Source organism: Paenarthrobacter sp. NyZ202, from assembly GCF_049860755.1.
Taxonomy (GTDB): Bacteria; Actinomycetota; Actinomycetes; order Actinomycetales; family Micrococcaceae; genus Arthrobacter.
In genome coordinates, this window is the sequence record NZ_CP187556.1 from 2,005,349 (window position 1) to 2,027,239 (window position 21,891).

Below are 21,891 nucleotides of genomic sequence, written 5' to 3' on the forward strand. Positions count from 1 at the left end.
TTACTCCTTTGGGTCTTGGTGGGTTGCGCCGATGACCACGGCGGCCCCGGCAGGGAGTTCCTGGCAGGGACGGAATCGTGCCAGAACGTCCGGATCATGGCCCGCGACGACGGTGAGCCCGCGTTGACGCGCTTCTTCACGGATGAACGCGAAAGCCTCATACATGGCCGGCAGATCGCTGATTGCAGTAAACGGCATGTCGCGTTCCAACTCCTCGTAGAAATGGACAGCGTCAGAGGCCAAAAGAACGTCGCCCTCCGAAGTGGGGACGTAAACAATTGCCTGTCCGGGCGTGTGCCCGCCGACTTCGACCAGTCTGATTCCCGGAGCCGGCGACGTTTCGCCCGAGAACAATTTGAGGCGCCCTTGGGTTTCGGCCAAGCGAAGCTGGTCTATTTCACCGTCTTCAGCGTAGAAGGAGAACTGGACGTGTCCAGCTGTGGGCGAGGTCCAGAACCGGTATTCAGCTTCGGCAATGTGGATCCGGGCGTTCGGGAACAGGTCAAGGTTTCCGATGTGGTCGTAATGGCCATGGGTCACCACGACGTCACCGACATCATTCGGGTCCATGCCTAGGTGGGCAAGGGCCTCGGCGGGGTGCAGCAGCAGGGTCCTGCCGCGCCGGCGGCCGGCTTCTTCGCCGAAGCCTGTGTCCACAACAAGGATGCCTTCTGGCCCCTGAAGGATCCAGAAGTAGTAGTCAACGGTGGCCGGTCCATCGTCTTGACCGTACAAGCGGTAGTTAAGGTAGACGTCGCTGCGTTCAGTGGCCCGGGTGCCGACGCGAACGACGACAACCCGGTAGCCGCCGTCATCCTTAGTCGGCGCCATTGCCGCCCTCGTGAACTTCAACGGAAGGCTCAAGGCCGTCGGCGCCAACAACTTCCCGCCATGCTTCGAAGCCGGCCTGGAATGCAACGACGCCGGCTTCCGGAAGCGAAATCTCTATCGCTTCGAGGATTTCGGTGGGCGTCAGGCCAAGGTCAAGCGCTACGCGGATGTGGGACTGAATGTGTCCCTTCGATGCGCGCATGACGGTGAGGCTGACAATGAAGATGAGTTCCTTGGTCCTACGGTCCAGGGTGCGCTCATCCAAATAGGCAGCGGACACCACGTGATTTGCCGCCTGAAGTACTGGAAAATCGTGCTTGGCCATTACCTTGTGGTAATCGAGGACGTATCCGCGTTTGCGCGCCATGTCGTCTATGTAGGCCTGGGCCTCGGCGGTCTGGTCGTTCAGATCAATGGTCATACTGGTGTCCTTCCGGATGGTGCGGCGATCAGCTGGTGCGAAGCGGTGCGCCGTTGAGTTTTTCGTAATATCGGGCAAATTCGGTGTGGTCCGGATTGTCACTGTCCAAGAGCTCCCGCGCCTTCTCGGCGGTTTCCTGTGCGGTGAGCACGATCGGCGCCTCAGCGGACTGCTGGGAAATGAGGTTTTTGGCGATCTTCAGGTCCTTGAGCATCAAGTCCATGGCAAAGCCGGAATCAAAACTTCCAGTCAGGATGTGGCGGGGATACTTGAACTCAGACGCCTGGCTGCGGCCCGTGGAGCCATTGATCACTTCCAACATCTTCTCCGGTGCAATGCCAGCCGTTGCGGCCACCGTCAGAATTTCCGCTGCGGCAGCGAGGTTGGTGGCTGACAGCAAGTTGTTCAGCGCTTTGGCTGCGTGTCCCGTCCCTGGGGGCCCGACATGAGTGATGGACTCGCCGAGGTTACGAAGGTGCCGTTTGGCGCGTTCGACGGCGGTGCTGTCGCCACCGACCATGATGGCCAGTTTGCCGGTCAGGGCCTTGGCGACACCACCGGACACCGGCGCATCGATGTAATCGATGCCCAGGGCAGCTGCTTCAGCGGCAAGGCCTGCGGTGCTTTGGGGTTCGGAGGAGCTCATATCGATGATCAGGGTTCCAGCCGTCAGACGCTTCAGGAGTCCGGGACTGGTGCGCAGGACAGACTCGACGATCCGGCTGTTGGGGAGCATGAGGATCACGGTCCCCACGTGGGACGGGATGTTCTCAAGATCAGGCAGAGCGGTGCCGTTCGTCGCTGCAGCCACCTCAGCGGCGACCACCGGATTCGTATCGTAGACGAACAGCTCGCGCCCGGGGGAGTAGTTCATGGCCATCGGCCGGCCCATGTTACCGAGGCCTACGAACAGGGACGCGTGAGAATCGGGCATTACCATGTTGACGTTCCTCCGTCGATGGTGAGCACAGATCCGGTCGCGAAACTGGACTCTTTGGCGGCAAGCCAAACGATGGCTTCGGCTACTTCTTCCGGGCGCCCCATACGGTGCATGGGCGAACGGCCGTTGAGGGAGTCAACGAGTTTTTGCGGTTCTGCTGACTCGGCAATCATCTTGTCGAAGTAGGGCGAATTGATGGTTCCAGGAGCCACGGCGTTGACGCGAATGCCTTGATCCACGTGGTCCAGCGCCATGGCCCGGGTGAGAGCCGATACGCCGCCTTTGGAGGCCACATATGCAGCTCGGTCGCGGATGCCGACGTTGGCTGTATATGAGGAGGTGTTGACGATCCTACCGTCACCGGTCTTGGCGAGTTCCGGAATGGCGTATTTTGAACAGAGGTAAACACCTTTGAGGTTGACGGACATGAGACGGTCCCAGTTGTCTTCGTCGATCTCCAGCACATTTCCGGGGAACCCGAATCCCGCGTTATTACACAGGACATCAAGGCCTCCGAAGTTGTCCACGACAGTCTTGATCATGGACCGGACGCTGGCCGAGTCGCTGACATCGACGGTGACTGCCAAGGCTTTGGCGCCGGCCTCATCGGCGACTTCCCGGGCCGCCGCTTCGTTCTTGTCTGCGATGGCCACGTTGGCGCCGAGGTCAGCGAATCGCAGGGCGGCCGCCCTGCCGATACCGCTGCCGGCGCCAGTGACGATGACGGTTTGGTCAGTGAAATTCACGAGGCGTTTCCTTTGAGGTCAATGATCTGACGGATGACTTTGCCTTCGCGGAGTTCATCCATGGCGTGATTGATGTCCTCCAGGGCGATGGTGCCGGAGATGAGCTTTTCGACTGGCAGGACGCCATCCAAGTACATCTGGGCATAGCGGGCGATGTCCTCCGATGGAATCCCGGAGCCCATGTAAGAGCCGATGATCTGACGGGCTTCAACAACCAGGCTCAAGGGGGAGATCTCGAGTCGTGCATCGGGCCGGGGAAGCCCGACTGTCACAGTTCGGCCCCCTGGTTTGGTCATATCGATGGCGCCGGAGAGCGCAGCGGGGTTTCCCACGCACTCGATCACGGCGTCGAATTTCAGGCCGGCCGCCGCTGCGTCCGCCGGAGTGTAGGCAGCAGTCGCACCCATCTCCAACGAAGTTTCCAACTTGGACGGGAGCATGTCGATGGCAACCACTTCGCCAGCGCCCGCGGCTATGGCCACAAGAGCAGCTGCAAGGCCAACGCCTCCCATGCCGACAATTGCAACAGACTCACCGGGCCGCACTTTAGCCGCATTTATGACTGCGCCGCCGCCCGTGAGGACGGCGCAACCGAGGAGAGCGCCGACGTCCGCCGGTACGCCTTCGGGCAGCGGAACGACAGAATGCTTGTCCACGACGGCGTACTCGGCAAACGCCGAAACTCCCCCATGGTGGTCCAGGGGCTGGCCGTTGATGCGCAGACGTCGGTCGCCGTGAAGCAGGGTTCCTTCGGCGTTGGCCTTGGTGCCTTCGAGGCATAGCGCCCAGCCGCTGGAAGTACATGCGGTACATTCACCGCAGCGCGGCATGAACGTCATCGTGACGCGCTGTCCGACTTTCAAATCCCCACAGTCTTCACCGAGTTCTTCAATAATGCCCGAGCCCTCGTGCCCCAGGACCATGGGTACTACGCAGACGCGCACACCGCTGACGCGAGAGAGGTCTGAGTGACACACCCCCGCTGCTTCCATCCGGATGAGGACTTCGCCGCGGCCCGGTGCGTCAAGGGTCAACTCGGCCACGTTGATGGGAGTGGTCGCCCCCCAGGGCGTGGGCGCCCCGATGGTTTCCAGAACTGCTCCTCTGAACTTCATCGTTCTCCTCCAGTCGCCGCCGTCTCCGGCGGAATATTTCTCAGTGAGCTGCAAATCGCGCTAATCCAGTATTACCGTAATACCTCTGACCGTGTCTAGCCCTACATTCGGTGCTATCGCGTATGATGGTGAGACCCTTTAGAAGGAATGCCATGACAATTGACGCCATCCGCAGAACAGCTGCGCCTCTTCGTACGGAAGTGGTCAACGCCCTGCGTCGAGCCATCGTTGCCCAGGAGTTCGCGCCGGGGGACCGGTTGGTCGAAACAGTAATGTGCGAGAAATACTCCGTAAGCCGGACCGTAATTCGGGAGGCCCTGAGGCAGCTTGAGTCCGAGGGGCTTGTTACTATGGTCCCGAATCGGGGCCCCGAAGTTGCCACGCTCAGCATTCATGACGCGGAGAGCCTCTACGAGGTCCGCCGTGCACTTGAGTCACTGGCCGGCAGCCTTTTCGCCGAGAGGGCCACCGACGATCAATGCGCGCAGCTGGTTTCCAGGCTTGGTGAGGTCAAGGTTGCAGTGGCCTCCGGCGACGCGGAGAAGCGCTTGGCGGCTAAGGATCGCTTTTATGACGTGCTTCTCGATGGAACTGGAAACGCAGAGATTGCCCGGATGCTGCGGAGCGTTAATGCCCGGACTCAGATGCTCCGCACGCTCTCTCTGGCCGCTCCGGGTCGCGATGCCCGTACTATCGCTGAGATAACCCGGATTACGGCTGCGGCAGCCGTCAACCGGGATCCCGACGAAGCCCGCTTGGCCTGCGAAGAACATGTTCGCAATGCGGCAGAGGCGGCCTTGGGGGAGATGCGCAAGCTTCACGCCAGCTGATTCGTACCTCTCCAAGCTCCGGTTTGCCCCCTGGTGAACCGGAGCTTTTGTTTTGTCTCAGAACGAGTTGACGTGGATCACATGTGCGCTCTAAGCTCGTAACACCGTAATACGGTCTTATGACATTCCAGCACTTCCAGGATCCCCAACTCTCTGTTTCGAAAGGTTGAGCGTAATGGGCGCATCATCCGCGACACTGGCGTCGCCGCCTTCACCGGCGAAGGTCGCCATGGCCAGTTTCATTGGAACCACGATCGAGTGGTACGACTACTACATCTTCGGCGCTGCCACTGTTTTGGTGCTTAACAGCCAGTTCTTCCCTACGTTGGACCCGTTTGCCGGCACTCTGGCTTCGTTTGCCACTTTCGCGGTGGCTTTCATCGCCCGTCCCTTCGGTGGTGCGTTCTTTGGGCACTTCGGTGACAAGATTGGCCGGAAGAAGATGCTCGTTTGGTCTGTACTGGCTATGGGATTGGGTACGCTCGTGGTGGGGCTGCTGCCTAATTACGCCACCATCGGTATCTGGGCTCCGATTCTGCTCGTGGTCTGCCGGTTCCTGCAGGGCTTTGCGGTCGGCGGGGAATGGGGCGGCGCCGTGCTGATGTCCCTTGAACATGCTCCAGCCAATAAGCGCGCCTTCTTTGCCAGCTTCCCCCAGGCTGGCGTTCCGGCGGGCACGGTCCTCTCCAGCGGCACCTTCGCGCTGATCGCACTCATGCCTCAGGACCAGCTTCAGTCGTGGGGCTGGCGGATTCCGTTCATTGCTTCCATCCTTCTGGTCATCGTTGGCCTGTGGATCCGACTCAAAGTCACCGAATCGCCTGAGTTCCTGGAAATCCAGGAGAAGAACGAAGTCCCCAAGGTGCCGGCGTTTGAAGTCTTCAAGAACCACAAGCGCTCACTCATGCACGGCATTCTCTGCGGTTTCGCGCCAAACTTCACGTTCTACATCGCAACCGTCTTCCTGGTCAGTTACGGCCCGAAGCAGCTTGGCATCCCCTCAAGCACGATCTTCGTCGCCCTGATGATTGCCGCCTCCCTTCAAGTGTTTACCTTGCCGTTCTTCGCCACCTTCGCCGATAAGTACAGCCAGAAGAAGGTACTGCTGACAGGCTGCATTCTGGTTGCTGCGGGGGCCTTTCCGGTCTTCACCCTCTTCAGCACAGGAACATTCTGGGGAATTCTGCTGGCACTCGTTATAGCACTCCCCATCCTTCATGGTGTCTCATATGGCGTGATCTCCGGTTTCACAGCCGAACTCTTTCCCACGGAAGTTCGGTACACGGGCACCTCCCTTGCTTACCAACTCGGAGGCATCGTCACATCAGCACCAGTGCCGATCATCGCAACCCTGCTGATTCAGCAGTACCAATCAAGCGACGCAGTCGCTTGGTACATGGTCATCTCGGCAGTCCTCGGCTTCATCGCCATCGTCACCGCGAAGACCATCAAGAACAAGAAGGCCATGGACACCGTTCGCGTGGACGAACTGAGCATCTGATCTTTCATGGTGCAAGGCGGGAGACGTCTCCGGCCTTGCACCGCAGCACGCTGAGTCCGTTGCCGAGCGCAGAAAGAAGCTTATGACTTCAACTAGCAACACACTTCCAGTCATATCGGCCCCCTGGTTCACCAACCTCGCCAACGCGGTGCAAACTGACCGTGAGCTGCAGGTCATCGGCAAATTCAGCGACTTCTGGATTGACGCCGTCTCTCCAGGTAACTGGCGCGTCGTTTTGAACTTCCAACGTTCCAGCCTCATTCCAACGCCGTGGAAAGACCTGCCCGAGGATCACATCGCCATATCCGCTTCGCCGTCCGGCTGGGGACAGATCTTCGATCCCCACCCAAAGCCTTTGCTGCATGACCTGCTCGCCCTTGGGAAGAACAGCCCGGATGTATCGCTCTGCGGTTCCGACGTCGAACTCGTCCGCAATTTGAGGGTCCTTGCACGTTTGGTGGATCTCGGAAAGGCACTCCATGTCCAGCACTGACACACCTGTAGCCGGCTTCGAAGATGTGGTTGGCCGCTACGTGAACCTGCGTTCGTCAGGGCGCGATCAGCGCATCTACTTCGAAGAAGCCGGCAGCGGACCGGCCCTGCTTTGCCTGCATACCGCAGGCGCCGACTCCCGGCAGTTCCGGCACCTGCTTAATGACCCGGAGATAACCGGCCGGTTCCGAGTGGTGGCCTTCGATCTTCCCTGGCACGGCCGATCCTTCCCACCGGAAGGCTGGTGGGAAGAAGAATACCTGCTCACCGCTGACGCCTATGTCGCAATTGTCCGAGACCTTGCGGCCGCACTGAATATGGAGCAACCAACAGTTATCGGTTGCTCCATGGCCGGGTCCCTCGTGTTGGAACTCGCCCGCAGGCACGCCGATGAAATCGGGGCAGTCATAGGGTTGTCGGGAGCGCTCAAGGTCAACGGGCGCTTCCAGGACTGGTCCCTTCGGCCGGACGTCAACGCCCAACAGTCTGTCCCCACCTGGACGTCGAGCCTGATGGCACCGCAAAGCCCAGAGGTGTCCCGCCGCGAAGTCTGGTGGATCTACAGCCAGGGCGGCCCCGGTATTTACCGTGGTGACACCTACTTCTACTCCCAGGACCTGGACCTCCGAGGCAGAGGGCATGAGATCGACACAACGGCCTGCAAGGTGTACCTCCTCACGGGTGAGTACGATCACGCCTGCACTCCTGCCGATACAGCAGATGCCATCGCCGGAATCCCGGGTGCTAAGGGCGGTGCCATGAAAGACATCGGGCACTTCCCGATGGCGGAGAACTACCCGCTGTTCAAAACCTACCTCCTGCCGATCCTCGCAGAACTCCACGCGGACGCGACCGGTAATGATCTGGATTCACTCGCCTTGGAAGGAACCCGCAATGCCTGAAACGGCTACTGTCACCCCTGAACTTGAGCGCCTTCTGCTCTCGACAATCCCCACCGGGCTGCTGATCTATGGCGAGTGGCGCGATGCCAGCGGCGGCGGGACGTTCGCCGTCGAAGACCCCGCAACGGGAAAGAAGCTCCTAGAGATAGCGGACGCCACCAGCGCCGATGCGATGGCAGCACTGGATGCTGCCGACGCCGTTCGGGCGTCTTGGGCGCGGACAGCCCCTCGCGTCCGGGCGGAGATCCTGCGTCGCGGTTTTGAACTTGTGACCGAACGCGCCGAAGACTTTGCCCTGCTGATGACCTTGGAAATGGGCAAGCCCCTGGCTGAGGCACGCGGTGAAGTGACCTACGGCGCGGAGTTCCTACGCTGGTTCTCGGAGGAAACCGTCCGTGACTATGGCCGATACCTCACGTCCCCTGAGGGGAAGAACAAGATCCTGGTTCAGCGCAAGCCCGTGGGGCCATGCCTGCTGATCACACCGTGGAACTTCCCTCTCGCGATGGCGACCCGAAAGGTTGCCCCTGCCATTGCTGCGGGCTGCACCATGGTCCTCAAGCCAGCCAAGTTCACGCCGCTGACGTCACTGTTGTTCGCCCAGGTGATGCAGGAGGCGGGTCTGCCCGCCGGTGTGCTGAACGTCGTCGCTTCATCTTCCGCGTCAGCAATCTCGGGTCCCCTGATGAAGGACTCGCGTCTTCGGAAGGTGTCTTTCACGGGCTCGACGCCGGTCGGCCGACGGTTGCTCGCGGACGCGTCCCACAATGTGCTGCGGACGTCGATGGAGTTAGGCGGCAACGCGCCGTTCATTGTGTTCGAGGACGCTGACGTCGACAAGGCAGTCCAGGGCGCAATGGCAGCGAAGATGCGCAACATGGGCGAGGCCTGCACCGCAGCCAACCGTTTTCTGGTGCACGAATCGGTCGCAGAAGACTTCACCTCGAAGTTTGCCGCGGCCATGGGTTCACTGACGCTGGGCCGAGGCACTGACCCGGGTACCGCCGTCGGGCCCATCATTGATGGTGGTGCCCGCAAGGACATCCACGCTCTGGTCACCGAAGCAGTAGAGCAAGGAGCTAGCGTGGCCACCGGCGGCATACCGCAGGACGGCGCGGGCTACTTCTATCCGCCGACCGTTCTGGCCAACGTCCCGCACGATGCAACGATTCTGGCCAGCGAAATCTTTGGTCCCGTTGCTCCGGTGACCACCTTCCGCACCGAGGAAGAAGCCGTCCGCCTGGCGAATGCCTCCGAGTACGGCCTGGCGTCCTACCTCTTCAGCCGCGACCACGCACGGATGCTCCGCGTAGCAGAACAGATCGAGTTCGGCATGGTCGGCTTCAACAGCGGCATGATCTCCAATGCTGCCGCTCCGTTCGGCGGTGTGAAGCAGTCCGGACTCGGCAGGGAAGGCGGAGCCGAGGGCCTCGCTGAATACACCACCGCCCAGTACATCGCCATCCCGGACCCGTACGCGGCCTAATACGGTGCCTCCGCGTTGCTGAGTGCCGAGCATCGTCCACACACTGTCCCCCGCCCTATGCTCGCAACAGGGCGGGGGCCATTCCATGCCCCGCAAGGAGGGCGGACGGAAATCAGGACGTTTCGATCGGGGGGGCTAGACCTTGACGATGTTCCGCGCCTACTCGATCGTTGCCACGGGGTGTCCCATTGTCTCAGCGAGATGAGCCACCCGTCGGACCAGTTGTCCAAGCCGTCTGTAGGGGACATCTCCAAGCCCGATACTGACGTAGCCGCCCAACGAGATTGCCCTTGCAGTCATTCTCCAGCCACCTACGTCGCGAACGTGCATGGTCCAGGGATCGCCACGTAGCAGTGTTTCGAGGATCGTGTGCAAGGTAGTCAGAGCAGGAGGGGACCACAGGGGACTGAGTCCCCGGTGAATCCCAGGTGCCAGTAGGCCTCTTGAGCGAGCAGAGCCTTCTCCTGCATTCGATGGGCTGTCCGCACTACCCCGGGCGCTCCTAACCTTCGACATGACCCGGATGTCGTTGTGGTTCGTTGCGCCGAGAAGGACTTCCACATATCCAATTCTGTTCATAAGAATGGCTTCGAGACTGGAAAACTCGTGAACATCAGCAGTCATGGATGCGGCCATGCGGATGTCGCTGCCAAGATTCAGCAGTGCAATCATTCGACGCTTAGAGCCCGTATAGGAATTTCTTGATGGCACTGACCCCACTCGTTATCGAGCTCCGAAGCAACGAGCTGCGGCTGGCGATGGTTTAGACGTGGTCCCGCCAGCTATGTTTCGGATACCAGCCCAGACGCTCTTTGGCTGCGTCGGTGTTCAACAGCGTCTCGTGCTCTTGGAAACTCCGTTTCAGCTGGACCTCGGGGAAGCGGGCCGCAATAAGCTCGCTGGTCGGAATGGGCATCGCTGTGTCGTCGGCAACGATAAGGAAGGTTTCAAAACCGCGGGGACTGTAGTGCAGGGCTTTCTCAATGGCACTTGCGGCGTCGCGGCTGTCGATGTACGCCCAGAGGTCCCAAATGCGGTAGTCGATGTCGTCGGCGAACTCCGGGTACTCGGCGTACTCTTCAACGTTCTGGACATAAGAGAAACGGAGAGCGGTGACTCGAAGCTCCGGGTCATTCTTGGCGAACTCGGCGGCAACCACCTCTGAAACCACCTTGGAAAGACCATAGGCGTTCCTGCCGCGCAGGGGAGCGTCTTCATCAAGGGGTAGATACGGCAGATCGCTCGAAAATGGCACACCGAGTGTCGTCTCGCTTGAGGCGTGCACAATGTTTTTGATGCCTAGGCGCCTGCATGCCTCAAAGATGTTGTAGGTACTGATCACGTTGTTCCGGAACGTCTCGGAGTTGCTGTGCATCCGGGGATGAGGGATGGCTGCGAGATGGACGACGACGTCAAAAGCCCCGTTCACGGTGTCGCCGAGAATGTCCCAGCCAACGCTCCCCAGGACGTCGTGCGTCTGCCCGTAATCGGTGAGATCAGCAACGAGCGAGATGATGTTCCTATTTTTCGCCGGAGCCCGATCGACTCCGACGACTTCGTGTCCGGCCGCGAGAAGGTGCTCGACCGTCGGTCCGCCGAGCTTACCGTTGACACCCGTAACCAAAACACGGAGTTTCTTCTGTTCCAACTGCAGGACCTTTCGAAGGATGACGTGTGCTCGCGCACTTACAAAGCTTTCTCATTGTCCGGACTTACCCAGCTACGTTCCAGCTGCGAGCGGGACCCACTTTTGCCTAGGCATTTTTGTCCCCCCTTTAAGTTCGTGTGTGTGGGCGGCTCAGGCCCAAAATGGAAGTTGTGGATCGACAATCAGAACTCAGCGAATTCCTTCGGCTCAAGCGTGCATCCCTCAGCCCCGCAGATGCGGGCCTCGAGTCCTGGGGACACCGGCGCGTTGCCGGTTTGCGCCGTGAGGAGGTAGCCGGGCTTGCTGGTGTCAGCGCAGACTATTACCGTCGACTTGAGCAAGGAAGGCTTTCGTCAGTGTCTGAGTCGGTCCTGTCCAGTTTGGCATCGGCATTGCACTTGGACCACGCCGAAACGGAGTACCTTTTCAACCTTGCCCGTCCTCAGAATGGGTGGCGCAAGGAGTCCGCGGTTAAGCAACAGCTGATCCGTCCCGAGTTCCGGAGACTCATGGATGGCATGGTTGACCAACCGGCCTTTGTTCTTGGCCGAAGGATGGAGTTCCTCGGCGGAAATCGCCTTGCGTTGGCGCTTCTTGCAGACTTCCCCTCAATGCCTATCGGCGAGCAGAACATGGTTCGATGGATGATCCTGGATCCAAAGGCCCGGGCGCTCTACGAAGAATGGGAGACCGTTGCTGCAGAGATGGTCGGAGTTCTTCGGGGGGATGCTGCGCGTTTCCCTGAAGATGTTGCCACTGCTGCTTTGGTTGGAGAGCTGGCCATGAAGAGCGAGGAGTTCCGATTCTGGTGGGCCGATCGTAAGGTCCACGAACGAACTTCAGGCTCGAAGGGATTTAGCCACCCTGTCGTTGGCCACTTGGAGATTGACTATGAAGCGTTCAACAGCGCTGCTGACGCTAACCAGATTTTGTTCATCTACACCGCCCGTGACCTCGCTTCACTTGAAAAGCTGAGGCTGCTATCGAGTTGGTCAGCCAAGGAGCCAGCCTCCCACAATGGTTTGAAGCCATCCCTGAGAAATAGAGCGCAGCGACCCGTATGAGTGACGTCAACGCTCGGGCCTTCAGTCAATAACGAGGGACTTCACGGCTGCCGGGAGGACGGGTTCAGGGTAGGCCTTGCCCTGCTTGTTGAACAACCCAACATGGCATCGAAACAACGCGGACGGCGATGCCTTCGGGCGAAAACGTTGAACTAATGGAAATCACTTGCGTTCTTGAATGCGAGACCAAGCGACCACGCCCGTCCAAGATCGACGACGCCGACCCTCATGACAGACAGTGCAGGTTCTAAGCCTGGAGGGACGTACGCGCGTGATGGAGGCCCTTAGTCAGAGGGATCCATAGTGCGCCATGACCTCCACATGGAACGGCGGTCGGTCATCTCATCCACCCTAGGAAAGCAAAAATCGCAGGAAATCCTATAGATTCTCCGTGCCTTGTATTTTGGTCAACCGGTTGCTATCTTATACCAATCGAGGTTTCTGCGAGTGACTCATGACACACGGCAGGGGACAGCGTACGTTTAGGTCGACGGAGCCTAGCTGCGACAGATGTTCCCACGACTCCGTGGCCTCGTGGAGACAAGTAAATCGTCAAAATTGGAGACATTGATGTCCAATCCACAGCTTCCCGGCGTCGACAGTGCCATCGGAAAAGCCACGCTGGCGCACGTCACCCGTCGGCTGCTTCCCTTCCTTCTGATTTGTTATGCCATTGCCTTTATAGACCGGACCAACATCAGTGTGGCATCGCTGACCATGAATAAGGATCTGGGTCTCAGCGACGTGGCGTTTGGTCTCGGCGCTGGCATTTTCTTCCTCGGCTACACGATTTTCGAAGTTCCGAGCAACATCCTCTTGGCCCGCATCGGCGCAAGGATTTGGATCGCCCGAATCATGCTCACTTGGGGTGTCATCACCTCACTGATGATGTTCTCAACTGACGCGACCAGCTTCTTCATTTTCCGCCTGTTGCTGGGTATAGCTGAAGCCGGGTTCTACCCGGGTGTCATTTATTTCCTCAGCACCTGGTTCCCGACACAGTCCCGCGGAAAAGCCTTCTCTCTGTTCCAGATCGGCGGACCCATTGCGCTCGTCGTTGGCAGCCCTCTTGCCGGTTCTTTGCTGCAGCTCAATGGTGTGGCGGGCTTGGCTGGCTGGCAGTGGGTCTTCCTGATCACGGGTATCCCAGCTGTCATCGCAGGCGTCATCTTCTTCCTGTACATGACGGACCGCCCGAGCCAGGCCCGCTGGCTGCCGGCCGAACAGCGTGAATGGTTGGTGGCAACGATGGAGAAAGAAAGTCTCGATTCCGGGGAGCACGGACACTCGTTCAAGACGGCCATGAAACACCCGATCGTGTGGCTGGTCAGTGCCATTAACTTCCTTATTATCCTCAGCCTCTACGGCGTATCGCTGTGGCTTCCACGCATCATCAAGAACTTCACCGGCGCTGGGGACCTGCTAACAAGTTTCCTTTCGGCGATTCCCTACGTCGCCGCCGTCGTGGCTGTACTGCTTGTGGCGCGCAGTTCGGACCGTCGCCGTGAGCGTCATCTGCACGTGGGGGTGCCAGCCCTCATCGGCGCTGTGGCTCTGGCCCTGACCGGGGCCGTGGCACAACAGCCGTGGTTGGCCCTTGTTGCCCTCTCTTTGGCTTCGGCTGGGATTTACGCTGCCATTCCGCCGATGTGGGGTTTGCCCACCGCGGTGCTGGGCGGCTCTGCTGCAGCGGCTGCCATCGGTACGATCAGCGCTATCGGCAACGTCGGTGGTTTCGTAGGTCCGTACATCGCCGGTCTGATCAACGGAGCGACGGGGCAGCCCCTGGCTTCGCTCATCGCGATGGCGATCTCCCTGGCGTTGGCAGGCGTTTTGGTTCTCGTCATGAGAACTCATTCAGCGTCCAGCAAACCCGCTGGCTCCAGCGCTGCCAATGCCGAACTCACCCAGACCCCTAAAGCCTAGGATCGGAACCCCTTTGACAACGCAGACACCACTCATCATTGAGCTCCGCAGCAACGAGTTGGCCAGCAAGTCCCTGAACCCAGCTGTCCCTTACGAACCCGACGAAATCGTCACTGATGCTTTGGAATCGATTGCCGCCGGTGCGTCCATGGTTCATTGGCACGCCCGGGACTCCGACGGCGCCCAACGGCCGGGGGACATCTCCCTTCAAAGCCAGGTCATCAAAGGCCTGCGGGCACAATCGAATGTCATCCTGCATCCGACACTGGGTTTCATTGGTACACAGGATGACGCTGAATCACGGATACAAACGATCCTTGAGCTCAATTCGGATTCCGAAACACGGGTTGACATCGCCCCGGTCGACTTTGGCGCCTTCATCGCCGACCCGTGGCTGGAATCGCACCAGGAATTCGCGAGTGAAAACACCGTTCTTATGAACCGCACAGGGTACCTTCAGGAGCTCCTGGCGGCGCTGAACGCTAACAGTATCCGGGTCATGTCCGTCGTCTGGAGTGCAGGCGCCGTCCGGACGGCACGGCTCATGCAGCGCAGGGGTTTGCTCGCTAAGGAGGCCTACTGGCAGCTGGGCTTCACCGGTGACGACGTCCCCGGTGGTCCGCCTCCCACGCTGGCGAACCTGGAGACTTTCTTGGAGGCTATTCCTACCGGGGATCCGTGGACCATGCATGTCCGTGACGGAGACGGCTTGACCATGGCTGCTTGGACAATTGCCGCCGGCGGACACGTCAGCATCGGACTCGGAGATGATCCTTACACGCGTCTGGGGCAGCCGACCAACAGCGAGCTCGTGCGCCGTGTAGTGCACCTAGCGGAGACTTTAGGCCGTCCCGTCGCTACCATCGAGCAGGCCCGGAATATCGTCGGGGTCTGACACGCTTCCATCCCGAACATTTAGGACACCCTGGCCTTAAAGCCAGGGTGTCCCTTTTGTGGAGTCCGAGCAACAGTTTCCCGTGCCGTCAGATAGCGCCCCAATGCTGAGGGGATTGCTTGAAACCCGATAGGGATGGAGGAGTCGCCGTTGGCATTGTCGGGAATCATGCCGGTTGTCCGGTTGAAGGACGCACTTGGATCTCTTCCGGAACACTGGTTGGGCCTCTTACGGCGCATCGCCAATGGGTCTGGGGAAGAAGTCCGTGCTGGGCACCGGGTTGGTCCTAGTGTCTTTTTTGATGAGACTCTGGAAGTCGAGTTCCCGAACTTCTGGACGGAACCAGCGGAGGATCTTGTCGGGACCGCAGATCTAGGGGCGGCTCGGCCGCCCGTCGTCCTATAACGAAGGAACCGCTTGGGCTAGTTGAGTCGGGCCGAAGACCAAACAACGACTGGCGCCCCGTCAGATAAAACGCCCTTTTGGTACATGTACCCTCTACCGTTTCACAGACGGCTGAATCCGCAGGCGGGTCCTTCGCATGGAAACCGAAGGACCCGCCGAGAAAGTCTGCGTCTAGGTGTTGTTGGCGAGGGTTTGTTTGGCGGCTTGCGTGACGGCTTCGGCAGTGATGCCGAATTCGTTGAAGAGCCGCTTGTAGTCGGCGGAGGCGCCGAAGTGCTCGAGGCTGATGGAACGGCCGGCGTCGCCGACGAATTCCTGCCAGCCGAGTGCGAGGCCGGCTTCCACGGAGACGCGGGCCTTCACGTAGGCGGGGAGGACCGACTCGCGGTAGGCCTCGTCCTGCTTCTTGAACCACTCGACGCACGGCATGGAGACCACGCGGGTGGCGATGCCTTCAGCCTGGAGTGCCTCACGGGCCTGGACGGCGAGCTGGACTTCGGAGCCCGTGCCGATCAGGATGACCTGCGCGTCAACGGTTTCGCCGTCCTTGGATGCCTCTGCCAGGACGTAGCCGCCCTTGGCCACACCGGCGGTGGAAGCGAACGTGTCACCGTTGGCTGCGCCCTCGCCGCGGGCGTACGTGGGAATGTTTTGGCGGGTCAGGACGATGCCTGCCGGGTTTTCGTGGTTCTCCAGCATGGCCTTCCACGCGGCGGAAACCTCGTTGGCGTCTCCGGGGCGGACCACGTCCAGGCCCGGGATGGCGCGCAGCGAAGCGAGCTGCTCCACCGGCTGGTGGGTCGGGCCGTCCTCGCCGAGACCGATCGAGTCGTGCGTCCAGACGTACAGCGACGGGACACCCATCAGGGCGCCGAGGCGGATGGCCGGGCGCTGGTAGTCGGAGAAGATCAGGAACGTACCTGAGAATGCTCGGGTGCGGCCGGCAAGCGAGATGCCGTTCACGATCGAGGCTGCTGCGTGCTCGCGGATGCCGAAGTGCAGGACACGGCCGTACGGGTTGCCCTTCCAGGCATCCGTCGAGCGGGACGTCGGGATGAAGGACGGCGAACCTTCGATGGTGGTGTTGTTCGACTCGGCCAGGTCGGCCGAACCGCCCCACAGTTCCGGCAGAACCGGGCCAATGGCGTTCAGGACCTTGCCGGAAGCGGCACGGGTGGAGACATCCTTGCCGGCCTCGAAGACAGGAAGGGCAGCGTCGATGCCAACGGGGAGCTTCTTGGCCTCAATGCGCTCCAGGAGGGCGGCGCCGTCCGGGTTGGATGCCTGCCAAGCCTCGAACTTGGCCTGCCAGGCGGCACGTTCCTCGGAACCACGCTCAACCACCTTGCGGGCGTGGGCCAGAACTTCTTCGTCCACGTCGAAGGACTTCGCGGGGTCGAAGCCGAGCACGGTCTTGAGTGAGGCAACTTCTTCGGCGCCCAGGGCTGAGCCGTGGATCTTGCCGGTGTTCTGCTTCTTCGGGGCCGGGTAGCCGATGATGGTGCGCAGGGAAATGATCGACGGCTTGTTGGTCTCAGCCTTGGCTGCGAGCAGGGCCGAGTACAGTTCCTGGACGTCCTCGACGTAGTCGCCGGTCTTGGTCCAGTCGACGCGCTGGGTGTGCCAGCCGTAAGCCTCGTAGCGCTTGAGGACGTCCTCGGTGAACGCGATGTCGGTGTCGTCTTCGATCGAGATGTGGTTCTCGTCGTAGATCACTACGAGGTTGCCCAGTTCCTGGTGCCCGGCCAGCGAGGACGCCTCGGACGTCACGCCTTCCTGGAGGTCGCCGTCGGAGGCGATGACCCAGATGGTGTGGTCGAACGGCGACTCGCCGGCGGGGGCATCGGCGTCGAACAGGCCGCGCTGGCGGCGCTGGGAGTAGGCGAACCCGACGGCGGATGCCAGGCCCTGGCCCAGGGGGCCTGTAGTGATTTCCACACCAGCGGTGTGCTTGTACTCCGGGTGGCCCGGGGTCAGCGAACCCCAGGTCCGCAGCGCCTCGAGGTCCTTCAGCTCCAGGCCGTAGCCCGAAAGGAACAGCTGGATGTACAGGGTCAGTGAGGTGTGACCGGGGGACAGGATGAACCGGTCACGGCCGATCCAGTCCGGGTTCTTGGGATCGTGGCGCATCAGCTTCTGGAACAGCAAGTATGCTGCCGGAGCCAAGCTCATTGCCGTACCGGGGTGGCCGTTGCCGACCTTCTCCACGGCATCAGCGGCCAACACGCGAACGGTGTCAACAGCCTTCTTGTCCAGATCGGTCCATGACAACTGAAGCACGGCCGACTCCTTTGTAGAAGCTAAAGAACTCATAAGGTTCCATCCTTTTGCTTGGTGGCCACCACAATGGGGGCAATGATGTGTAAAAAGACAATGATGCAGCGGGTGGATTTCACGGATACTGAACGGAAGTTCCTAACAACTGAGTGAAGACTTCTTCTTCGGAAACCCAAGTCTCGATCCCGGCTAGCCGCAGGTGCAGTCGTCGGGGGGTGACGCCCTCAAAGGAGAACCACAAAATCTTTCCGTCGTTGGATACGGCCTCTACCCAGCCGAGGTCTACCACTGTGCCGTCCGCTTGACGCAACTCGACATAGCGTCCTTCCAGACCTGCCCAATGCTCACTAGCCATCAAGTGCAGGGCATTCCCAGGACGTGCGATGTCTTGAAGTTTCGGCTCCATGCGCCTCCCAACAGTAGTCGATCAAGTTTGGTTTGCCGCACGGGGCAAAGAGAACCGCACACTGCGGCGGAGGCTCTACTTGCCTCCGGCTCCGATGACGGCGATGGTCAAGGTTTCTGTTGTCATTTCATTTGCTCCTTAGGTAGGTGAGGGCTTGTTGGGTCCACTGGTTTTCGAGGTGGATGGTGTCTGTTTCGGTGTCCTGCCAGGGCAGCCAGTGTTCGATGATTTGGTTGATGTTTCTGGTTTTGGGTTGGATCTTTTCGATCATGTAGTTGTAGTCGAGGAGGCCTTGGCCGAGGGGTGCGCCGGTGTATGTGAATCCGACCCATCCCTGTTTGCGGCTGAACGCGAAGTCTTTGATGTGCATGTTCAGGACGTAAGGTGCGACGGCGTCAATCACCTGCCGGGGCATCTCCAGTGCGGCGACGGTGTTGGCGGGGTCGCTGCAGATACCGAGGTACGGGCTGTTGACCTGTTTCACCACCGCGAGGATCCGTTCCGTGGGGACCTGTTCATAGGTCTCGACGGCGATCCGCACCCCGGCTCCCTCGAATTCGGGGAGCACGGCCGTGAAAATCTCCATCGCTTCGTGGTTGTCCGGGGCGTGGCCGGGGACGTTGAACATGGTCCGCAGCAGGTCCGAGCCGAGTACCTGCGCGATGTGCAGGAACTTCCGCAGGTGTTCGGGGCGGATGCCCTTCGTCCCGACTTCCAGGGTGATGCCCAGTTCGTCGGCCGTCGTGCGGACGGCGGCGAGGTCGGCGTCGTTCATGTCTTCCAGGGGCGCGTAGTCGCAGATCTGGAAGAGGTCCACACCCATGTCCGCAGCCCGGCGGAGGGCGTCGTGGATGCTCAGCGGGTTGCTGACCTGGTCCGAGAGCTGCCAGAAAAAGGCGTAGCTGGAGAGGCCGATCCGGCTCATGCTGCCACCTCCTGCGCGGCGAGGCGTGTAGCGGTTTCGTCGAGGATGGTTTTCAGCGCTGCGGGGTCGTGTGCGAAGCGGCCGAGGAACAAGCCTGCGACGGCGGTGTCCAGTTCCGTGATCAGGCCCGGTCCGGCGCTGCCGCCGTAGATGACGCGGCTGTTTTCCTGGCCGGGCAACGAACGCAGGTGGGCGTCGAGGCCACGGATCACGGCGCTGATGTATTCGGGGGTGGCTGGTTCGGGTGCGCCGATGGCCCATTGCGGTTCATAGGCGATGATGGTGCGTGTGGTGGGGCCGAGGGATCCGGCGCGGTTGATCGCGGCGTTGATTTCGGCGGTGCACTGGGCGATGGCTTCTTCGGGGGAGCCCGGGGTGAGTTCGCCGACGCAGAGTACGGGGGTGAGGCCGTTGCGGTAGGCGGCGGCGGTTTTCAGGCCGATGATGCGGTGATCTTCGCCGAAGATCCGGCGTCGTTCGGCGTGGCCGACTTCGACGTAGCGTCCGCCGATTTCGTTGATGAGTTTGCCGCTGTATTCGCCGGTGTAGGGGCCTTCGTCTTCCCAGAAGATGTCTTGGGCCCCGCTGGCTGCGGGACTGGTTTCGAGGATCGCTTGTGCTGGGACCAGTGTGGGTGCGCTGGGCAGGATGAACAGTTCGATGTCGCCTTTGAGTACTGCCGGGTGTTTCGATGCCAGGTCTGCGACGGCTTCGCAGTAGTCGATGGTGCGGCGGTAGCCGAAGTACATTTTCAGGCTTACGCCGATCACTGCCTGGGGCTTGGTGACCGCAGCGGGAGTCTTAGCAGCTGGTGACACCTTCGTAGTCCTTAATCAGTGTGACTTTCTCTGCCGAGGCGGAGCTTTCGTCGAAGGTGTACGTGAGCCATTCCTTGGCCAGGCGGCGGGCCAGTTCGAGGCCGATGACGCGCTGGCCCATGGTAAGGATCTGTGCGTTGTTGGAGAGGATGGAGCGCTCCACGGAGAAGGAGTCGTGGGCGGTGACTGCCCGGATGCCGGGGACTTTGTTCGCTGCGATTGCCACACCGAGTCCGGTGCCGCAGACCAGCAGGGCACGGTCGGCGTTGCCGGCGGCGACGAGTTCGGCGGCGGCGATCGCCACGGACGGGTAGGGGGTGTGGGAGGTCGCGTCCACCCCAACGTCGGTCACGGACTCGACCAGCGGGTTCGCTTCCAGATCGGCCTTCAGGGCTTCCTTGTACTCGAATCCGGCGTCGTCCGATCCGATGACCAGGCGCAGTTTGGTGCTCATGCGTTCTCCTTAACAGTGTTCTTAGCGGCGGTTTCACCAATGAGGGTGTTGTGGATGGCCCGGACGATCAGCGCCATGGAGATGGCGCCGGCGTCGGGGGTTCCCAGACTCTTTTCCGCGTGCGGGCGCGCCCGGCCCATGAGGGGCAACAGGTTCGCGGTGGCTTCGGCGGATTGTTCGGCGATGGTCGCGGCAGCGCCCCACGCGTCCCTGAGGGAGCCGCCGTCGTTGACTGCCGCGGTGAGTGCGTCGCTGAAGGGTGCCAACACGTCCACCAGGGTCTTGTCGCCCACCTTGGCTTTGCCGAAGTCCATGATGGAGCGCTTCGCCTCGGCCACTCCGGCGGCAACGGCGGCGGCGTTCGGTGCATCGTGATCACCGACGGCGGCGCCAACCGCGCGCAGGGCCATGCCCCACAGCGCACCCGAGGTGCCACCGGCCTTGTCGGCCCAGGCGTCGGCGGCCAGGAACAGTGTCGTCCCGGCACCGGCACCGCGTACGACGGCGTCTGCCGCGGCGGCTGCTGCGGCGTGGATGCCGCGTTCCATGCCGATGCCGTGGTCACCGTCGCCGGCGATCGCGTCGATCCTGCCCAGTTCGGCCACGTTCGCGTCGATCACGGCCTTGGCTGCTTCAAGCGCTGCAAGGATCCGAGGTGCTGCCTCGCGGGAAACAGCGGATGCAACCGGGATGGAGTGTTGGGCTTCCTCGTTCCCGGCGGCGAGTTCGTCGGCGTCGAGCGCATTCGCGGTGATGGCACCACGGCGGAACGCCGGGGCATCCGCCGGGGCCAGCCACAGTTCCTCGAGTTCGGCGTCCAACCAAAACAAGGTCAGGGAGGTCCCGGCCATGTCGAAGCTGGTCACCAGTTCGCCGACCTGCGGGTCCACCGCCTCGATCCCGGCCTCGGCCAACAGCTGGGCCACGCGGCGGTAGACCACAAAAAGTTCTTCGTACTTCACGCTGCCCAGGCCGTTGAGGATCGGCACCACCCGGGCACCCTCCACCGGGACGCCGTCAGGAACCTCGGCCAGGAGGTCCTTCACGAGCAGTTCGGCGAGCTCATCCGCCGTCGGGATGTCCGTCTCTCCAATGCCAGGTTCGCCGTGGATGCCCATGCCTACCGCCATACGCCCCGCCGGAACGGAGAACAGCGGTTCCGGGGCCCCGGGCAAGGTGCAGCCGGTGAACGCGACACCGAAGGACCGGGTCCGGTCGTTGGCGCGCTGGGCGATCTCCACCACCGAGTCCATCGAATGGCCGGCCTCGGCGGCCGCGGCGGCGACCTTGAACACCGTCAGGTCACCGGCAATCCCGCGGCGCTTGTGCTTCTCCGCCAACGGAGCCGAGGAGATATCGTCCGTGACGGCGATGCTGCGGCAATCGATGCCCTCGGCCCGGAGCTTGTCCTGGGCCTGGGTGAAGTGCAGGACGTCCCCGGCGTAGTTGCCATAACCGAGCAACACACCGGCACCGTTGGAAGCAGCCTTGGCCACGTTATAGACCTGCTGCGCGGACGGCGAAGCGAACAAGTTCCCCATCGCCGCGCCATGGGCAAGGCCCTGACCCACCAAACCAGCGAACGCAGGGTAGTGCCCCGAACCCCCACCGATCACCAACGCGACCGTCTCCGGGACCGAACGCGTGCTCCGGGCCACACCGCCATTGACGCGACGCACCCAACGGCCATGCGAAGCGACGAAACCATCAATCATCTCATCAGCAAAAGCAGCAGGTTCATTAAACAAACGAGTCATAAAAAACAGGCCTCCAAAGACCACCAACAGCCGCAAGGCCAGGGGAAGAAAT

The 21,891-nt window shown here is 61.0% G+C and carries 21 protein-coding genes; 8 read left to right on the forward strand and 13 right to left on the reverse strand.

Annotated features, from left to right (window positions below; translation table 11 throughout):
• From ACPFL9_RS09255 to ACPFL9_RS09275, 5 genes are read right to left on the reverse strand one after another with little or no spacing between them, the layout of a single operon-like run.
• Complete coding sequence (locus tag ACPFL9_RS09255; protein WP_426007218.1) at positions 1-831, reverse strand: N-acyl homoserine lactonase family protein; 831 nt, start codon at positions 829-831, stop codon at positions 1-3.
• Positions 818-1,252 carry a carboxymuconolactone decarboxylase family protein gene (locus ACPFL9_RS09260; protein WP_426007219.1) on the reverse strand — a complete coding sequence of 145 codons (435 nt, stop codon included), beginning with the start codon at positions 1,250-1,252 and terminating at the stop codon, positions 818-820. The genes ACPFL9_RS09255 and ACPFL9_RS09260 overlap by 14 nt, the downstream gene beginning before the upstream one ends.
• A gap of 28 nt (positions 1,253-1,280) precedes the next feature.
• Positions 1,281-2,186, reverse strand: coding sequence for an NAD(P)-dependent oxidoreductase (locus tag ACPFL9_RS09265; protein ID WP_426007220.1), 906 nt, complete (start codon positions 2,184-2,186; stop codon positions 1,281-1,283).
• On the reverse strand, positions 2,186-2,938 hold the full coding sequence (locus ACPFL9_RS09270; protein WP_426007221.1) for an SDR family oxidoreductase: 753 nt from the start codon (positions 2,936-2,938) through the stop codon (positions 2,186-2,188). Before ACPFL9_RS09270 ends, ACPFL9_RS09265 begins: the two co-directional genes overlap by 1 nt.
• Positions 2,935-4,053: an alcohol dehydrogenase catalytic domain-containing protein gene (locus tag ACPFL9_RS09275; protein ID WP_426007222.1), complete on the reverse strand. Its 1,119-nt coding sequence runs from the start codon at positions 4,051-4,053 to the stop codon at positions 2,935-2,937. Before ACPFL9_RS09275 ends, ACPFL9_RS09270 begins: the two co-directional genes overlap by 4 nt.
• A 152-nt stretch (positions 4,054-4,205) precedes the next feature.
• Here ACPFL9_RS09275 and ACPFL9_RS09280 point away from each other — a divergent pair, with 152 nt between their 5' ends.
• From ACPFL9_RS09280 to ACPFL9_RS09300, 5 genes are all read left to right on the forward strand, one after another.
• A complete protein-coding gene (locus tag ACPFL9_RS09280) occupies positions 4,206-4,883 on the forward strand; it encodes a GntR family transcriptional regulator (RefSeq protein ID WP_426007223.1) in 678 nt (225 codons plus the stop codon).
• 175 nt (positions 4,884-5,058) lie between these two features.
• A complete protein-coding gene (locus ACPFL9_RS09285) occupies positions 5,059-6,384 on the forward strand; it encodes an MFS transporter (RefSeq protein ID WP_426007224.1) in 1,326 nt (441 codons plus the stop codon).
• An 82-nt stretch (positions 6,385-6,466) separates the two neighbouring features.
• Positions 6,467-6,877: a hypothetical protein gene (locus ACPFL9_RS09290; protein WP_426007226.1), complete on the forward strand. Its 411-nt coding sequence runs from the start codon at positions 6,467-6,469 to the stop codon at positions 6,875-6,877.
• A complete protein-coding gene (locus ACPFL9_RS09295; RefSeq protein WP_426007228.1) occupies positions 6,864-7,778 on the forward strand; it encodes an alpha/beta fold hydrolase in 915 nt (304 codons plus the stop codon). The genes ACPFL9_RS09290 and ACPFL9_RS09295 overlap by 14 nt, the downstream gene beginning before the upstream one ends.
• Positions 7,771-9,264 (forward strand): NAD-dependent succinate-semialdehyde dehydrogenase, encoded by a 1,494-nt coding sequence (locus ACPFL9_RS09300; protein WP_426007229.1) that lies wholly within the window; start codon positions 7,771-7,773, stop codon positions 9,262-9,264. Before ACPFL9_RS09295 ends, ACPFL9_RS09300 begins: the two co-directional genes overlap by 8 nt.
• A 159-nt stretch (positions 9,265-9,423) precedes the next feature.
• Here ACPFL9_RS09300 and ACPFL9_RS09305 read toward each other — a convergent pair whose 3' ends face one another.
• Together ACPFL9_RS09305 and ACPFL9_RS09310 are read right to left on the reverse strand one after the other, a co-directional pair.
• Positions 9,424-9,936, reverse strand: coding sequence for a 3-keto-5-aminohexanoate cleavage protein (locus tag ACPFL9_RS09305; protein WP_426007231.1), 513 nt, complete (start codon positions 9,934-9,936; stop codon positions 9,424-9,426).
• A 91-nt stretch (positions 9,937-10,027) separates the two neighbouring features.
• Positions 10,028-10,912, reverse strand: coding sequence for an NAD-dependent epimerase/dehydratase family protein (locus ACPFL9_RS09310; protein WP_426007233.1), 885 nt, complete (start codon positions 10,910-10,912; stop codon positions 10,028-10,030).
• Between the two features lie 161 nt (positions 10,913-11,073).
• Between ACPFL9_RS09310 and ACPFL9_RS09315 the strand changes: the two genes are divergently transcribed.
• From ACPFL9_RS09315 to ACPFL9_RS09325, 3 genes are all read left to right on the forward strand, one after another.
• A complete protein-coding gene (locus ACPFL9_RS09315) occupies positions 11,074-11,976 on the forward strand; it encodes a helix-turn-helix transcriptional regulator (protein WP_426007234.1) in 903 nt (300 codons plus the stop codon).
• 570 nt (positions 11,977-12,546) lie between these two features.
• A complete protein-coding gene (locus ACPFL9_RS09320; RefSeq protein WP_426007235.1) occupies positions 12,547-13,902 on the forward strand; it encodes an MFS transporter in 1,356 nt (451 codons plus the stop codon).
• A gap of 13 nt (positions 13,903-13,915) precedes the next feature.
• A complete protein-coding gene (locus ACPFL9_RS09325) occupies positions 13,916-14,797 on the forward strand; it encodes a 3-keto-5-aminohexanoate cleavage protein (protein WP_426007236.1) in 882 nt (293 codons plus the stop codon).
• A gap of 576 nt (positions 14,798-15,373) precedes the next feature.
• Here the strand turns inward: ACPFL9_RS09325 and tkt are convergent.
• The 6 genes from tkt to ACPFL9_RS09355 all read right to left on the reverse strand — a co-directional run bounded on the left by tkt (position 15,374) and on the right by ACPFL9_RS09355 (position 21,839).
• Complete coding sequence (tkt, locus tag ACPFL9_RS09330) at positions 15,374-17,482, reverse strand: transketolase (RefSeq protein WP_426007237.1); 2,109 nt, start codon at positions 17,480-17,482, stop codon at positions 15,374-15,376.
• Between the two features lie 112 nt (positions 17,483-17,594).
• The gene (locus tag ACPFL9_RS09335) at positions 17,595-17,885 is read right to left on the reverse strand and encodes a hypothetical protein (RefSeq protein ID WP_426007238.1); all 291 of its coding nucleotides are present in this window, start codon (positions 17,883-17,885) and stop codon (positions 17,595-17,597) included.
• A gap of 127 nt (positions 17,886-18,012) precedes the next feature.
• Positions 18,013-18,810 (reverse strand): sugar phosphate isomerase/epimerase family protein, encoded by a 798-nt coding sequence (locus ACPFL9_RS09340; RefSeq protein ID WP_426007239.1) that lies wholly within the window; start codon positions 18,808-18,810, stop codon positions 18,013-18,015.
• Positions 18,807-19,559, reverse strand: a complete 753-nt coding sequence (locus ACPFL9_RS09345; protein WP_426007521.1) for a triose-phosphate isomerase family protein — start codon at positions 19,557-19,559, stop codon at positions 18,807-18,809. The genes ACPFL9_RS09340 and ACPFL9_RS09345 overlap by 4 nt, the downstream gene beginning before the upstream one ends.
• Positions 19,560-19,611: 52 nt before the next feature.
• Positions 19,612-20,082, reverse strand: coding sequence for a ribose-5-phosphate isomerase (locus ACPFL9_RS09350; RefSeq protein ID WP_426007240.1), 471 nt, complete (start codon positions 20,080-20,082; stop codon positions 19,612-19,614).
• The gene (locus ACPFL9_RS09355) at positions 20,079-21,839 is read right to left on the reverse strand and encodes a dihydroxyacetone kinase family protein (RefSeq protein ID WP_426007241.1); all 1,761 of its coding nucleotides are present in this window, start codon (positions 21,837-21,839) and stop codon (positions 20,079-20,081) included. The genes ACPFL9_RS09350 and ACPFL9_RS09355 overlap by 4 nt, the downstream gene beginning before the upstream one ends.
• Positions 21,840-21,891 lie beyond the last annotated feature (52 nt).